13 protein-coding genes are annotated in these 14291 nt (G+C 68.7%); 7 read left to right on the plus strand and 6 right to left on the minus strand.

The window, feature by feature from the left end; genetic code table 11:
* Positions 1 to 2: 2 nt before the first annotated feature.
* Positions 3 to 482 carry a transcription elongation factor GreA gene (greA, locus tag BLR19_RS11735; protein WP_176758335.1) on the minus strand — a complete coding sequence of 160 codons (480 nt, stop codon included), beginning with the start codon at positions 480 to 482 and terminating at the stop codon, positions 3 to 5.
* A gap of 64 nt (positions 483 to 546) precedes the next feature.
* Between greA and BLR19_RS11740 the strand changes: the two genes are divergently transcribed.
* On the plus strand, positions 547 to 1776 hold the full coding sequence (locus BLR19_RS11740; RefSeq protein ID WP_091751197.1) for a BaiN/RdsA family NAD(P)/FAD-dependent oxidoreductase: 1230 nt from the start codon (positions 547 to 549) through the stop codon (positions 1774 to 1776).
* 37 nt (positions 1777 to 1813) lie between these two features.
* Positions 1814 to 3460: a M28 family metallopeptidase gene (locus tag BLR19_RS11745; RefSeq protein WP_091751200.1), complete on the plus strand. Its 1647-nt coding sequence runs from the start codon at positions 1814 to 1816 to the stop codon at positions 3458 to 3460.
* Here BLR19_RS11745 and BLR19_RS11750 read toward each other — a convergent pair.
* Entirely contained in the window at positions 3457 to 5778 is a 2322-nt protein-coding gene (locus BLR19_RS11750) for a sensor histidine kinase (RefSeq protein ID WP_091751203.1), read from the minus strand. The two genes, BLR19_RS11745 and BLR19_RS11750, sit on opposite strands and share 4 nt — an antisense overlap.
* 130 nt (positions 5779 to 5908) lie before the next feature.
* On the opposite strand from BLR19_RS11750, the gene BLR19_RS11755 reads away from it, so the two are divergent.
* Entirely contained in the window at positions 5909 to 6307 is a 399-nt protein-coding gene (locus BLR19_RS11755; RefSeq protein ID WP_091751206.1) for a metallopeptidase family protein, read from the plus strand.
* A 4-nt stretch (positions 6308 to 6311) separates the two neighbouring features.
* On the opposite strand, the gene BLR19_RS11760 is transcribed toward BLR19_RS11755, so the two are convergent.
* Positions 6312 to 7007, minus strand: coding sequence for a MarC family protein (locus BLR19_RS11760; protein ID WP_017505485.1), 696 nt, complete (start codon positions 7005 to 7007; stop codon positions 6312 to 6314).
* 83 nt (positions 7008 to 7090) lie between these two features.
* Here BLR19_RS11760 and pyrF point away from each other — a divergent pair, with 83 nt between their 5' ends.
* A complete protein-coding gene (pyrF, locus tag BLR19_RS11765) occupies positions 7091 to 7819 on the plus strand; it encodes an orotidine-5'-phosphate decarboxylase (protein WP_091751209.1) in 729 nt (242 codons plus the stop codon).
* Positions 7820 to 7867: 48 nt separating this feature from the next.
* Here pyrF and BLR19_RS11770 read toward each other — a convergent pair whose 3' ends face one another.
* Both BLR19_RS11770 and BLR19_RS11775 read right to left on the minus strand, forming a co-directional pair.
* A complete protein-coding gene (locus tag BLR19_RS11770) occupies positions 7868 to 9028 on the minus strand; it encodes a ribosomal eL19 family protein (protein WP_091751212.1) in 1161 nt (386 codons plus the stop codon).
* A gap of 98 nt (positions 9029 to 9126) precedes the next feature.
* Positions 9127 to 9384 (minus strand): DUF1674 domain-containing protein, encoded by a 258-nt coding sequence (locus BLR19_RS11775; RefSeq protein ID WP_091751215.1) that lies wholly within the window; start codon positions 9382 to 9384, stop codon positions 9127 to 9129.
* A gap of 86 nt (positions 9385 to 9470) precedes the next feature.
* On the opposite strand from BLR19_RS11775, the gene htpX reads away from it, so the two are divergent.
* Positions 9471 to 10436, plus strand: coding sequence for a zinc metalloprotease HtpX (htpX, locus tag BLR19_RS11780; RefSeq protein WP_091751218.1), 966 nt, complete (start codon positions 9471 to 9473; stop codon positions 10434 to 10436).
* 120 nt (positions 10437 to 10556) lie between these two features.
* Positions 10557 to 12164: a M20/M25/M40 family metallo-hydrolase gene (locus BLR19_RS11785; RefSeq protein WP_091751221.1), complete on the plus strand. Its 1608-nt coding sequence runs from the start codon at positions 10557 to 10559 to the stop codon at positions 12162 to 12164.
* A gap of 45 nt (positions 12165 to 12209) precedes the next feature.
* Here BLR19_RS11785 and BLR19_RS11790 read toward each other — a convergent pair whose 3' ends face one another.
* Positions 12210 to 13385 (minus strand): acetyl-CoA C-acetyltransferase, encoded by a 1176-nt coding sequence (locus tag BLR19_RS11790; RefSeq protein WP_091751224.1) that lies wholly within the window; start codon positions 13383 to 13385, stop codon positions 12210 to 12212.
* 160 nt (positions 13386 to 13545) lie between these two features.
* On the opposite strand from BLR19_RS11790, the gene BLR19_RS11795 reads away from it, so the two are divergent.
* Positions 13546 to 14259: a PAQR family membrane homeostasis protein TrhA gene (locus tag BLR19_RS11795; protein WP_091751227.1), complete on the plus strand. Its 714-nt coding sequence runs from the start codon at positions 13546 to 13548 to the stop codon at positions 14257 to 14259.
* Positions 14260 to 14291: the final 32 nt, after the last annotated feature.

Raw genomic sequence — 14291 nt, forward strand, 5'->3', positions numbered from 1 at the left:
GTCTAGCCGACCGCGACGATCTCGGCCGACTGACCGGCCACCGTCACCTCGTCGCCGACCCTTTTGCCCATGACGGCGCGCGCGAGGGGCGAGACATGGCTGACCGAGCCTGCGGCGGGATCAGCCTCGTCTTCGCCGACGATGCGCCAGGTTTGGGCGCGCCCGTCCTCGCGCTCGATGGAGACCGAACCCCCGAACCGCACGGCCCCATCGTCCTCGGTCGGCGCGATCAGTTGGGCCGAGGCGCGCCGTGCGGACCAGTAGCGCAGGTCCCGCGTCGCGCGCGCCATGGCGGTGCGGTCGCTCTCGATCGAGCCTTGCACCTGGGCGGCCTTATAGGCGGTGCGGGCCGAGGCCAGTTCGGCCTCGATCGCGGCCAGCCCCTCGGGCGTGACCAGATTGGGATGGGGCGAGATCGGGCGGTCCGCCAGGTCGGCGGCGGTGGCTTCCAGATCTTCTTCGCGGGTGAAGGCAACGCTCATGGTAAGGAACATAGCGATGACGACGCCTATAGCCAGCGCGGCCGCAAGCGCGCAAAGCCACGCCATGCAACAGTCGCCCAGTCTTACGACCTCCCGCACCGTTCACGTGATCGGCGCCGGTCCTGCCGGATTGATGGCGGCCGAACGGCTGGCGCAGGCAGGGGCGACGGTCGTGGTGCACGACCGGATGCCTTCCGTGGCCCGCAAGCTGCTGATGGCTGGGCGCGGCGGGCTGAACCTGACCCATTCGGAACCGCTGGACCGGTTCATGACCCGCTATGGCCCGGCCCAGCCGACGGCCGCCGCCTGGATCGACCAGTTCACGCCTGCCGACCTGACCGCCTGGGTCGAGGCCTTGGGGCAGGAAACCTTCGTCGGCTCAAGCGGGCGGGTGTTTCCGAAGGCCATGAAGGCGTCGCCCCTGGTGCGGGCCTGGCTCGCGCGGCTTGAGACGCAGGGGGTCGATATCCGCACGCGCTCGCGCTGGACTGGTTGGCGCGACGGGGCGCTGGCGTTCGAAACGCCGGAGGGCGAGCGGCTGGAACGGCCCGACGCCGTGGTTCTGGCTCTGGGCGGCGCCAGCTGGCCGCGTCTGGGTTCGGACGGGGCCTGGGCGCCGTGGCTGGAAGCGCAGGGCGCCGCCGTGTCGCCGTTCCGGCCGGCCAATGTCGGCTTCGACGTGGCCTGGTCGGCGCTGTTCCGCGATCGGTTCGCGGGCCAGCCGCTGAAAGGTGTCTCAGTCACGCATGGCGAGCGGACGGCGCGGGGCGAGGCGATGATCGCCCGCTACGGCATCGAGGGCGGCGCCATCTATGCGCTGACCACCGCGTTGAGGACGACGGTCGAGACGGCGGGGCGCGCCGAGATCCAGATCGACCTGAAGCCGGATGTGGCGGTCGGAAAACTGACCGACCGTCTGTCGAAGCCGCGCGGCAAGGCCAGCCTGTCGAACCATCTGCGCAAGGTGGTCGGACTGGAGCCGGCCGCCGTCGCCCTGCTGTATGAGGCCGGCCCCCTGCCCGCCTCGCCTCGGGCCTTGGCCGAGCGGATCAAGGCCATGCCCCTGACCCTGACCGGCGTTCAGGGACTGGAACGGGCGATTTCCTCGGCGGGCGGTGTGGTGTTGGACGGCGTGGACGAGCGGCTGATGCTGGCTGCGCGACCGGGGGTCTTCATCGCGGGCGAGATGCTGGATTGGGAGGCGCCGACCGGCGGCTATCTGCTTCAGGCCAGCTTCGCCTCCGGCGTCGTCGCGGCCCAGGGCGTCATCGACTGGCTCGACAGCCGGGACTGAGAAAGGCAGGGTCGCGCGGTTCGATCAGGAGTATCCGATGCGCCACGCCCTCCCCGCTGTTTCCATCCTGGCCCTGATGATGGCCTGCTCTCCGGCCCTGGCGCAGGAGACGGCGCCGAACATCGACGCCGCGCGGATGAATGAGTCGGTTCGGGTTCTGGCGTCGGACGAATTCGAAGGCCGCGCCCCCGCCTCGGCCGGCGAGGAAAAGACCGTCGCCTGGCTGGTCGAACAGTTCAAGGCGGCGGGGGCCGAGGGCGGCGGGCCGGACGGCGCCCTCGTCCAGGTCGCCCATCTGTCGCGCACGCGCCAGGACGGTCCGGCCGCCGTCGCCGCGACCGTTGGCGGCAAGACCATCAGCCTGGAGCGCGGTCCCGACGTTCTGGTGTCCAGCGACCGGCCGACCAACCACATCACGGTGACCGACGCTCCCGTGGTCTTTGTCGGCTACGGCGGAACGGCGCCCGAGCGCCAGTGGGACGATTTCAAGGACATGGACGTGCGCGGCAAGGTCATCGTCGTCCTGGTCAACGATCCCGACTTCCAGGCGCCCGACGGCGATCCGGTCGCGGGCAAGTTCGACGGAAACGCCATGACCTTCTATGGCCGCTGGACCTACAAGTTCCAGGAGGCGGGTCGTCGCGGCGCGGCCGGCGTTCTGGTGGTGCATGAGACGGCTGGCGCGGGCTATCCCTGGTCGACGCTGCAGAACTCATCGGCCGCGCCCAAGTTCGACATCGTGCGCGCCAACCCCGACGCCGAGCGCGCGGCGTTCCAGGGCTGGATCCAGCGCGCCAAGGCGGAAGAGCTGTTCACCGCCGCCGGCCTCGACTTCGCCGCCCTGAAGGACAGCGCGCGCAGCGCCGATTTCAAGCCCGTCGTCCTGCCCGGCCTGACGATGAGCGTCGACTTCGGCCAGATCGCCGACAAGGTGGAAACCAAGAACGTCATCGCCCGCATTCCCGGCTCCGAACGCCCGGACGAAACCGTCATGTACGGGGCCCATTGGGACGGCTACGGCGTCGGCACGCCGAACGCCCAGGACGACAAGATCTATAATGCGGCGGTGGACAATGCGACCGGCGTCGCGGCCCTGTTGGAACTGGCCCACGCCTTCGCCGAAGGTCCGCGTCCGAAACGGTCGGTCGTCTTCGCCGCCTGGTCTGGCGAAGAGGCGGGCCTCTTGGGCTCGACCTATTACGCCGCCAATCCGGTCTGGCCGCTGGAGACCACGGTCGCCAACATCAACGTCGACAGCCTGCTACCGGGGACCGAGATCGACCCGAACGTCGTCGTCATCGGCAAGGGCAAGAACCAGCTGGACGAGATTCTGGCGCGCCACGCGACCGAAACGGGCCGCACCCTGATCGCCGATCCGGCGCCCCAGGCCGGGGCCTTCTATCGTTCGGACCATTTCCCGCTGGCGCTGAAGGGCGTGCCGGCCCTGTTCCCGGCGGCGGGCTTTACCGGCGCCAGCGCGGCCAGCCGCGACTACGTCCAGAACCGCTATCATCAGCCCACGGACGAATGGGATTCGACCTGGACGATGGACGCCGCCGCCGCCGATGTCGCCCTCATCTACGCCGTCGGTCGCGAGCTGGCGGACGGCGACCAATGGCCGGAATGGAACGCGGGCGCCGAGTTCGGTCCGGCGCGGGACGCCTCGAAGGCGTCGCGGCGCTAGAGTTCCAGCTGAAGCTCGGGCGCGGCGGCGGTCGTCGCGGCGCCCAGCGGCAGATGCAGGATGAAGGCGGCGCCCTTGCCCGGCTCGCTTTCGACCTCGGCCCAGCCGCCGTGCAGTTCGACCAGGGCCTTGACTAGGGCCAGACCCACGCCGGGGCCGCCGCGCTCGCGCCGCACGAAGCGGTCGAAGACGTGGGCCTGCAGATGATAGGGAATGCCGCGCCCGGTGTCGGACACCGTCAGGCGGATTTCAGACGGGCCGGTCTCGGCCTTCAGCTCGACCGCCCCGCCTTCGGACACGGCGCGCGCCGCATTCTCCAGCAGATGATCCAGCGCCTGGCCGATGCGGTGCTCGTCGGCGCGGATGGGTTTGAGATCGGCAGGACAGGACACGGTGAGTGTGGCGCCGCGCCCCTCGACCCTCGCCCGGACCTTTTCGGCGGCCTGGCTCAGCAGGTCGCAGACCCGCAGGTCGCCCAGCGACAGCTCCATCTCGCCGGCGTCGATCTGGGCCATGTCCAACACGTCGTCGATGGAGCGGGCCAGTTGGCTGGCGGCGATGCGGATGGCGCCTGCGTGCTGGCGGCTGCGCTCCGGCAGGTCGCCCATCGTCTCCAGCAGTTCGGAATAACCGACGATGGTCGTCAGCGGCGTGCGCAGCTCATACGAGACGCTGCCCACGAACTCGCGCTTCAGCGCCTGGCTTTCGGCCAGGGCCTGTTCGCGCTGCACCAGCGCCTGCTCCAGCCCGCGACGCGCCGTCACGTCCGAGAAGGCGACCAGGGTCGCGCCGTCCGGCAGGGGACGGGTCTGCCAAGCGGCGACGCGACCGTCCACGGTCCGGCCCTCGCCGGAAATGGCGACGCGGCTTTCGGGATCGGGATCGGCGACGCGCGCCTTCAGCCCCAGCCATAGGGCGGGATCGGGCAGCACGGCCTTGCACAGTTCGGCCAGGGCGTCGAAGTCCGAGGCCGTCGCGATCTTGTCCGCCGACAGGTTCCAGAAGGTCTCGAACGCCTCATTGTGCAGCCGTAGTCGGCCGTCCGAGCCGAACACCGCGACCGCGTCGTTCAGCTTGTCCAGCGTCGCGCGCTGGACCTGGATCTGGGCGTTGAAGCGGCTGCGCAGCTTCAGCTCGTCGGTGATGTCCGAGAAAATCAGCAGAATGCCGCCCAGCGGGTGCGGCTGGCGCACGACGCGCAGAGTGCGCCCGTCCGGCAGGGACCAGCTGTCGTCCGGCGAGGCCTCCGACGCGCCATAGAACTCCAGCTCACGCGCCTTCCAGCCGGCGTAGTCGACGACCTCGGGCAGGCTGCGACGCTGGCGCAGGCGATCCAGCAGCTCGGCATGGGTCGGACGTTCGTCCAGCCAGGCCGCGTCGATGTCGAACAGGGTCTGGAAGGCGGTGTTGTGGAAGGCCAGCCGCTTTTGCGGGCCGAAGATGGCGACGGCGTCGGCTAAGTGGTTCAGCGTCTCGTCATGGGCGTCGACGTGGCGGCGCAGGGTGTCGCGCGTCTCTTCCGCCTCGGTCACTTCGATGGCGAAGGCGGTGACGGCGCCGCCGCCAGCCGGTTCGGCGATGATGCGCCAGGCGCGCCGCGCGCCCCCGCCGGTCGTCCAGCGGAAGCCGTCCTGTCGCACGCCCAGCCGCGCGGCCTCGGCGACCAGGGCGTCGGCGCCGCGGTCGAAGGACACGCCCTTTTCGACGGCGTCGTCGATGCTCTCGGCATTCGTCTCGTTCAGCCAGGCGCGGTTGGCCCAGGCCAGTTTGCCGGTCCCGTCCACGACCCAGGTCGGGGTCGGCGAGGCGTCGCCCAAAAGGGCCAGGCCGCTTTCGGTCGCATCGGCGCCGGTCAGGGTGAAGCGCGAGGCGGGCGACAGCCGTAGCCAGGCCGAACCGCCCGCAACCCGGCCCTCGATCCGCCAAGGCTCCACATCGTCCAGCGCGACCAAACCTTCGAACGCCTGACCTTCATGAACCAGGGCGTCGATCAGGGCGCCGTGGGTGATCCGGAGTTTGTTCAGGACGGCGGCCCCGGCCTCTGCGTCCTCACCCGCCAGCCGCGCGATCAGTTCGGCCGAACCGATCGGCAGACCGGCCGCCTGCCCGTCCGGCGTCAGGGCCAGGCTGACATCGTCGAAGGCGCGCAGCATGGCGTCATGACGGCTGAGGTCGGCCAGGGCCTCGACCCGCTCGCGCTCGGCGGCGACGGCGGTCTCATGCAACCGCCCACGCAGCAGCAAGGCCCAGGCGCTGACGGCCATGGCCAGTCCGGCTGCGCCCGCTGTGGCGACATAGGCGATGTCGGCCTCGGCCATTCGTGTCCCTGGAGAAGAGTCTCAGCCCCGATTCGCTAACCATACTCCAAGCGCGCGAAAAAGCGGCAGTCTCGTGATCGCGTCATCGCGCCCCGTTGCGGCAGGGCGTCGGGGCGGCGATATCGCGGGCATGACCGACCCGATCGCCCCCTCCCTCGACGACTTCGCCCGCCTGGCTCAGGAGGCGTTCGACGCCCTACCCGGACCGTTCAAACAGGCGGCGGGCGAGGTGGTCATTCGCATCGACGACTTCGCCGACGAAGCGACGCTGGCGGAGATGGAGATCGAGGACCCTTTCGAGCTGACGGGCCTGTATCATGGTGTGGACATCGGCCGGCGCGACAGCCTGGGACCGGCGGCCGAGCCGTCGCGGGTCTTCCTCTATCGCCGCCCTATCCTGGACGAATGGTGCGAACGCGGCGACGTGGGGATCGGCGAACTGATCGCCCACGTCCTGATCCACGAGATCGGCCACCATCTGGGCCTGACTGACGACGACATCCACGCCATCGAGGACGAGGCGGACTGACGTCTTACTTGGTCGCCGGATAGGGCGTCGTCACCGCGCCGGAGATCATGCCGGGGATGGCCTCGCCCAGGCCCAGCAGGATGAACTGGATCGCCAGGGCGCACAGGATCAGGCCCAGCACCTTAACGATGATCGCCATGCCGACCTCGCCCAGCAGGCGGCTGAGCGACCCGGTCAGGGCGAAACAGACGAAGGAGACGGCGCAGGCCGCCGCGATCGCGACCAGCGACCCCATGGTCCCGGCGTAGCCCAGCTTGGCCGCCTCGCCAGCCTGGATGATGACCGCCGAAATGGCGCCGGGGCCGATCATCAGCGGAATGGCGAAGGGCACGACCAGGCGCTGGAACCGTCGGCGGGCATAGCCGCGCACGTCCTTGGAATCTGCCAGCGCATCCTTGTCGGCGAACATGGCCAGGAAGTCGCCGCGGGCCATGTCCAGACCCAGGAACAGCAGCAGTATGCCGCCCGCGATGCGGAACGCCGCCAGCGAAATGCCAAAGAACTGCAACAGGCCCAGGCCTGTGAACAGGAAGAAGGCCAGGAAAACGGCGGCGAAGGCGCAGATCAGGGCCGAGACCGAAATCCGCTGGCGCAGGGTCGCCCCGGCCGTCGCGGCGGCGAAGATCGGCAGATTGCCGATCGGGTCCAGCAGGGCGAACAGGGTCACGAACAGGTTGACACCCAAATCGACTGCGTTCATCGCCTGCCCTCGCCCTCAATCCATCACGCCGCCCTGCCGACGCGCCCTCGTGTCCGGCATAGCCGCTCAGCGCGAGTCCGTCGATGACCGATCCCCAAACCTCCTCCGATCGTGCGCCCGACGAGCGGATCATCTGCGCCCTGGATGTGCCGACGACGGCCGAGGCGGCCGCTCTGGCCGAGCGGATCGGCGACGCGATCGGCTTCTACAAGGTCGGACTGCAACTGTTCGCGGTCGACGGCATGGCGCTGGCGCGTGAGCTGAAGGCGCAGGGGCGAAAGATCTTCCTGGACTGGAAGCTGCACGACATCGGCGCGACCGTGGAGAAGGCGACGGCCAATCTGGCGGGCGCGGATTGCGACCTGCTGACGGTCCATGCGCGGCCCCAGGTCATGGCGGCGGCGGCGCGCGGCGCGGCGGGTTCGAAGATGAAGGTGCTGGGGGTTACGGTCCTGACCAGCCTGACGGCCGAGGATTTGGCCGCCGACGACCACAGTCTGTCGCCGGCCGAACTGGTCGAGCGGCGCGTGCGTCAGGCGCTTGAGGCCGGGATCGACGGCGTCGTCTCCAGCCCGCACGAGGCAGCGCGTGCTCGGGCTCTGGCGGTCGAGGCTGGCCGGCCCGACTTTCTGATCGTCACGCCCGGCGTACGACCGGTCGGCGCCGCGCTGGACGATCAGGCGCGGGCCGCGACGCCACAGGCGGCGCTTGAAGCTGGCGCGACCCATCTGGTCATCGGTCGGCCGATCACGGCGGCGAGCGATCCGCGCGCGGCGGCGCAACAGATCGCACAGCAGATCGCCCTGATCTGAGACAGACCAGGGCGACCGTTCGTCTTTGGTTGTTCTCGCGCGAGGCGATCAGCCGCGCTCGCCGGGCTCCTGGGCGTAGCCGTGACGCGGCGGGGCGTGGGGCGCGGGCGCCTCGGGCGGCGGCAGGTCGCCGTAGTAGCCCGACGGCGGCGGCGGGGGCGGAGGAGGCGGCGGGGCCGTGTTCACTTCCGGCGGCGCGACATAGACCTGGGCCGGGGCCACATTGACCGGCGCGGATTGCACATAGACCGGCGACTGATCGACATAGACCGGGCCTCCGACCTCGACCTGGGCGGGCGCGACATTGACCTGGGCCGGGGCGACCTGGATGTGTTGCGGGCCGATGTTGACGGGCGCGGACTGCACATAGACCGGGGCCTGATCGACATAGACGGGCGGGCCGACATCGACCTGGGCCGGGGCCAGGTTCACCTGCGACGGAGCCACTTGGACGCGCTGAGGCCCGATGTTCACCGGCGGCGCCTGCACATAGATGGGCGGCTGTTCGATATAGGTGGGCGGTCCCATCTCGATCTGGGGCGGCGCCATGCTGACCTGCGAAGGTGCGACATAGATGCGCTGCGGCGCGATCTGGACGGGCGGCGCCTGGACGTAGACCGGCGGCTGATCGACGTAGCTCTGCTCGTAACGCTGCTCGTAGCGGTGTTCGTAGCGAACCGGCGGGCGAACGGGCGGACGGCAGTTGCAGTCGACCGGACGGCCCGGATACGGACGCCAGCCGATGTAGTCACGGCCGAAGCCATAGACCGGATATCCCACCGGAGCGCTGACCGGAGGACGACCGACCAGAACCGAGGTCGCGCTGACGCCGCCGACATAGCCGCCGCCGTAATAGCCGTCCGAATAGCCGCCGCTTCCGACATAGGTCGTGCCGCCGCCGACATAGCCGCGCTGGAAGCTGGACGAACTGGAATAGGACCGGGCGCTGCTCGCCGAATAGCTGGAGGCGCTCGCATAGGCGTTGGCGTTGGCATTGGCGTAAGCGCCGCCGTTCACATTCACATTAACGTTGTGATTGGCGTTGTAATTGCCGCCGCCATAATGACCGCCGCCGCCGCATCCCCCGCCGCAGCCGCCGCCGGGATGGCCGCCACCATAACCCCCGTGACCGGGACCACCGGCCAGAGCGGGCGCTGCGGAGAGCAGCAGAGCCGCCGACGCGGCGGTAAGTATCGACTGTATCGTCACGGGACAGACTCCTCTGAGTTGTCCCGTGACTGGCAAGTCCGGCGCCTGTTTCTTAAGGCGTGGTTAACCTTTGCGCCCGTCGCAGCAGGCTCGGCGGGTCAGAAATCGACCGCCAGCCCCTTCTTCTCCCAGTCGCCGAAACGGGTCGGTTCGGGACCGGTCGGACCGCCGTATTCCGTATCCGCTTGAACCGTCGATTCCGCCGCGCGACGATCCGCCGCTTCCTGAAGCGCGCGCCGCGCGGCCTCGCTGAGCGGCCGTTCAGGCGTGGCGTGGGGCACGTCGGCATTGAAAACGGGCGCCGCAACCGGCGTTTCGTCGGCGTCATTCGGCGCGAGGGTGGGATGTTCGGTCACAGGGCGGCTCCCTTGAGGCTTGATGCGCCTTCTCTCAAATAGAGGTTCAAGCCCGTGACGCCAGACGGATCGGGAATGGAACCGCGATGAACCATCTGAAGACCTTCATTCTGTTGGCGGCGATGACGGCCCTGTTCGCAGGGGTCGGCTATCTGATCGGCGGCGCGACCGGCATGGCGATCGCACTGCTGTTCGCGTGCGGGATGAATCTGTTCAGCTACTGGAACGCCGACAAGATCGTGCTGAAGATGTACCGGGCCCAGCCGGTCGATGAGCAGCACCCCAACGCCGTGGTCAGGAATTATGTCGCCGACGTGCGTCAGATGGCCCGCGACGCCGGCCTGCCCCAGCCGCAGGTCGCCATCATCCCCAATGATCAGCCCAACGCCTTCGCCACGGGCCGAAACCCCGAGAACGCCGCCGTCTGCGCCACCACCGGCCTGCTGGACATGCTGACGCGCGAGGAGGTGCGCGGGGTGATGGCGCATGAGCTGGCCCATGTGAAGAACCGCGACACCCTGATCATGACGGTGACCGCGACCATCGCCGGCGCCATCGCGGCGCTCGCCAACTTCGCCCTGTTCTTCGGCGGCAACGACCGCGAGCGGCCGGGCGGCATCATCGGCACGATCGCCCTGATGCTGCTGGCGCCGATGGCCGCCGGTCTGGTGCAGATGGCCATCAGCCGGGGCCGCGAATATGAGGCCGACCGCGTCGGCGCCGAGATCGCCGGCGATCCCCAGGCCCTGGCTTCGGCCCTGCAGAAGATCGACGCCTACGCCAGGCGGATCACCAATCAGACGGCCGAGCGCAATCCGGCCTCGGGTCAGATGTTCATCATCAATCCGCTGGCGGGCCGCGGCGCGGACAATCTGTTTTCGACCCATCCGGCGACGGGAAACCGCGTCCGGGCCTTGATGGAGCTGGGCGCGAAGATGGGCATGCAGCCGCGGGCCCGAACGCCGGACCTGACCCAGCCGCGACCGGCCGCTGGTTTCACGACCACCGGCGTCCCGACTACCCCGACGGAGCCGCGCGGCCCCTGGGGGTGACGATGCGGGCGAACATGGGGCTGATCGTCGCGGCCTGAACGCCGTTTGCGGTTTGCACTCCGCGACCGGATCGCATCAGATGCGCCCCTGTTCAGCCATCGGGCTTTCTTGGGGAAATCCATGTCGCGTCTGCTCGCCTTCGTCTCCGCCGCCGCTCTTCTCGCCACGCCGGTCGCCGCCCAGTCGGTGGACCGCGTCGCCGTCAACGGCATCATCGATCAGGGGCTGAACCACAGCCAGGTGATGCAGACCGCCGCCTATCTGACCGACCGGATCGGTGGGCGAATGACCAACTCGCCCCAGATGCGCGAAGCCGAACGCTGGGCGCAGCAGCAGTTCCGCGACTACGGTCTGTCCGACGTGCGCGCCGAAGGGTTCGAGTTCGGCCGGGGCTGGTCCATCGTCCGCTCCAGCGCCCGCATGACCGCGCCGCGCCCGCTGGATCTGCGCGCCATCCCGGTGGCCTGGACGCCCTCGACCAATGGCGTGATCAGCGGCGGCGTGATCGTGGCCCCGATCTCCAAGGTCGAGGATTTCGACAAATGGCGCGGTAAGCTGTCGGGCAAGATCGTCATGCTGTCCCAGCCGGGCACGGGATCGGAGCCGACCGAGCCGGCCTTCCGCCGCTGGACCAGCGCCGAACTGGCCGAGCGCAACACCTATAATCAGCCTCAACATTCGCCGGCCGCCATCGAACGCTCGCTGAAGACCGTCAACTTCGCCAATCAGCTGGACGCCTTCCTGGCTGAACAAGGCGCCCTGGCCTGGGTGCGGATTTCCCAGCGTGACGGCGGCCTGCTGCACGGCACGGGCTACACCTATCAGGTGGGCGCCACGCCCAAGCTGGCGGGGATGGAGCTGGCGGCCGAGGACTATCGCCGTCTGGCGCGCCTCGCACTGACCGACGCGCCGCCGACGCTGGAGCTGATGAGCGAGGTCCGGTTCCACGACGAGGACGTCAACGCCTACAACATCCTGGCCGACATCCCCGGCACGGCGCGCGGAACCGAATACGTCATGGCGGGCGCCCATCTGGACAGTTGGGTCGCCTCGGACGGGGCTGTCGACAACGCCGCCGGCAGCGCGGTGGTCATGGAGGCCGCCCGCATCCTGAAGGCCCTGAACGTCAAGCCCAAGCGCACCATCCGTTTCGCCCTGTGGAACGGCGAAGAGCAAGGCATCCTGGGCTCGCTGGCCTATGTGGACCGGCATCTGGCGACGCGCGCGTCGTCGAACGATCCGGCGCTGGCGGGCCTGCCGGACAACCGCACATGGCGCAGCCGCTGGCCGATCGAGCCGCGCGCCGGCTATCGCGATCTGGTCGCCTATTTCAATCTGGACAACGGCTCGGGCAAGATCCGCGGCATCAACGCCGAGGGCAATGTCGCCGCTGCCCCGATCTTCCAGGAATGGCTGGCGCCGTTCGCCAGCATGGGCGCGACGACGGTCTCGCTGCGCAATTCGGGCGGCACCGACCACGTCTATATGCAGACCGTCGGCGTGCCGGGATATCAGTTCATCCAGGACCCGCTCGACTATTCCAGCCGCCTGCACCACACCAGCATCGACAGCTACGACCACCTGAAGGCTGAAGACCTGCGTCAGGCGGCCGTCATCCTGGCCAGCTTCCTGCTGAACGCCGCCAACCGCGACGAGCCCCTGCCCCGCATGCCGCTGCCGACCCAGCCCACGCCGAGCGATCCGTTCGAATATCCCGCGGCGGATTAAGATTTGAGGGGCGAGGGGGACCTCGCCCCTTTTCTTCTTATCGGATCACGCGCGCTCGACGCACATGGCCACGCCCATGCCGCCGCCGATGCACAGGGTCGCCAGACCCTTCTTCGCGCCCGAGCGCTTCATCTCGAACAGAAGCGTCGTCAGGATGCGCGCGCCCGAGGCGCCGATGGGGTGGCCGATGGCGATGGCGCCGCCGTTGACGTTGACCTTGGCCGGGTCGAGACCCAGTTCCTTGACCACGCACAGGCTCTGAGCGGCGAAGGCTTCGTTGGACTCAACCAGATCCAGATCCGCGACGCTCCAGCCCGCCTTCTCCAGCGCCTTCTTCGACGCCGGGATCGGACCGGTCCCCATGATCGACGGATCGACGCCGGCGGTGGCGTAGGAGGCGATGCGGGCCAGCGGCTCCAGCCCGCGCGCCTTGGCCTCGTCGGCGCTCATCAGCACCAGGGCGGCGGCGCCGTCGTTCAGCCCGGACGCATTGGCGGCGGTCACGCTGCCGTCCTTGGTGAAGGCGGGTTTGAGCTTCTGCATCAGCTCAAGCGTCGCGCCGTGGCGGATATATTCGTCCTTGTCGACCGTCACATCGCCCTTGCGGCCGGGGATAACGACCGGCGTGATCTCGTCATCGAACTTGCCGGCGTTCTGGGCCGCCTCGGCCTTGTGCTGGCTGGCCAGCCCGAATTCGTCCTGCGCCTCGCGGCTGATGGACCATTTTTCGGCGATGTTCTCGGCCGTCTGACCCATGTGATAGCCGTTGAAGGCGTCCCACAGGCCGTCCTTGACCATGGTGTCGACCAGGGCGACGTCGCCCATCTTGTGTCCGTTGCGAAGCTGTTGGGCGTGCGGCGCCTGGCTCATGCTCTCCTGACCGCCGGCGACGACGACCTTGGCGTCGCCTAAAGCGATCTGCTGGGCGGCGATGGCGACGGCGCGCAGGCCCGAGCCGCAGATCTGGTTCAGGCTCCAGGCGGCGGCTTCCTTTCGAACGCCCGCGCCGACGGCGGCCTGGCGCGCAGGGCCCTGGCCCGCGGCGGCCTGTAGCACATGACCCAGGATCACCTCATCGACCTCGTCGCCGGAGACACCGGCCCGCTCCAGCGCCGCCTTGATGGCGATCTCGCCCAGCTTGGACGCCGGAAGCGACGACAGGGCGCCCAGGAAGGAACCGACGGGGGTGCGCGCGGCGGAAACGATGACGACGTCGGTCATGGGATTTCACTCTTTGGAGAATAACTCGGCGTGACCGTTTTGCCGCATTGCAGCGCGTTCGTCACCTGCGACGACATGGACAGGGCGCGATTCAGCCAATCGTCACCCTGTCGGCGCATTGTCGCGGAACGATAGAGGCGATCGACGGATTGGAAGGTCCATGCTGCGCACGCTGAAACGTCTTGTCACCCACGTCTGCACGCCGGACGAGCTGGACATGGTCGAGCACTATCCGACGCGCGCGGAAAAGCTGGCGGATCTGTGGGTCCACGTCGTCGGCCTGATGCTGGCGGCGGTCGGCGGCATCATCCTGGCGGGTCTGGCCGGGGTCTATGCGGGGATCGGCGGCGTGATGGCCACCGCCATCTACGCCCTGTGCCTCGTCGGCATGCTGACGGCCTCGACCATCTACAACTGGACCAACCCCTGCGCCGCGCGACCGGTATTGCGGCGACTGGACGAGGCGGCGATCTTCCTCATGATCGCCGGCAGCTACACCCCCTTCACGACCCAACGGTTCGAGGGTCTGTGGGCCATCGGTTTCACCACCCTGATCTGGACCCTGGCCTTCCTCGGCGCCGGGGTGAAGCTGTTGGCGCCGCGCATCTCGGACAAGTTCTGGAGCGGCGTCTATGTCGTCTTCGGCTGGCTGGCGGTCGCGGCGCTGAAGCCGATGGTCGAGACGGTGCACCCGATCGCCTTGGCCCTGCTGGTCATCGGCGGCCTGATCTATACCGCCGGCGTCTTTGTCTTCATCAGCCCGCGCGTGAAGTTCCGCCGCGCCATCTGGCACGGCTTCGTCGTCACCGGTGCCACGGTCCACTGGACGGCGGTTCTGGTCGGCGTCGTGCTGGCCCCGGCCATGAGCCACTGAACGACCGTCCGGTCCCGGCGCTTTTCTCCCCC

Source organism: Brevundimonas sp. 374 (genome assembly GCF_900102995.1).
Taxonomy (GTDB): domain Bacteria; phylum Pseudomonadota; class Alphaproteobacteria; order Caulobacterales; family Caulobacteraceae; genus Brevundimonas; species Brevundimonas vesicularis_C.

Coding starts and splice junctions, on each gene's coding strand:
- greA (WP_176758335.1), bottom strand. CDS start 482: ATGAGCGTTGCCTTCACCCGCGAAGAAGATCTGGAAGCCACCGCCGCC.
- BLR19_RS11740 (WP_091751197.1), top strand. CDS start 547: ATGCAACAGTCGCCCAGTCTTACGACCTCCCGCACCGTTCACGTGATC.
- BLR19_RS11745 (WP_091751200.1), top strand. CDS start 1,814: ATGCGCCACGCCCTCCCCGCTGTTTCCATCCTGGCCCTGATGATGGCC.
- BLR19_RS11750 (WP_091751203.1), bottom strand. CDS start 5,778: ATGGCCGAGGCCGACATCGCCTATGTCGCCACAGCGGGCGCAGCCGGA.
- BLR19_RS11755 (WP_091751206.1), top strand. CDS start 5,909: ATGACCGACCCGATCGCCCCCTCCCTCGACGACTTCGCCCGCCTGGCT.
- BLR19_RS11760 (WP_017505485.1), bottom strand. CDS start 7,007: ATGAACGCAGTCGATTTGGGTGTCAACCTGTTCGTGACCCTGTTCGCC.
- pyrF (WP_091751209.1), top strand. CDS start 7,091: ATGACCGATCCCCAAACCTCCTCCGATCGTGCGCCCGACGAGCGGATC.
- htpX (WP_091751218.1), top strand. CDS start 9,471: ATGAACCATCTGAAGACCTTCATTCTGTTGGCGGCGATGACGGCCCTG.
- BLR19_RS11785 (WP_091751221.1), top strand. CDS start 10,557: ATGTCGCGTCTGCTCGCCTTCGTCTCCGCCGCCGCTCTTCTCGCCACG.
- BLR19_RS11790 (WP_091751224.1), bottom strand. CDS start 13,385: ATGACCGACGTCGTCATCGTTTCCGCCGCGCGCACCCCCGTCGGTTCC.
- BLR19_RS11795 (WP_091751227.1), top strand. CDS start 13,546: ATGCTGCGCACGCTGAAACGTCTTGTCACCCACGTCTGCACGCCGGAC.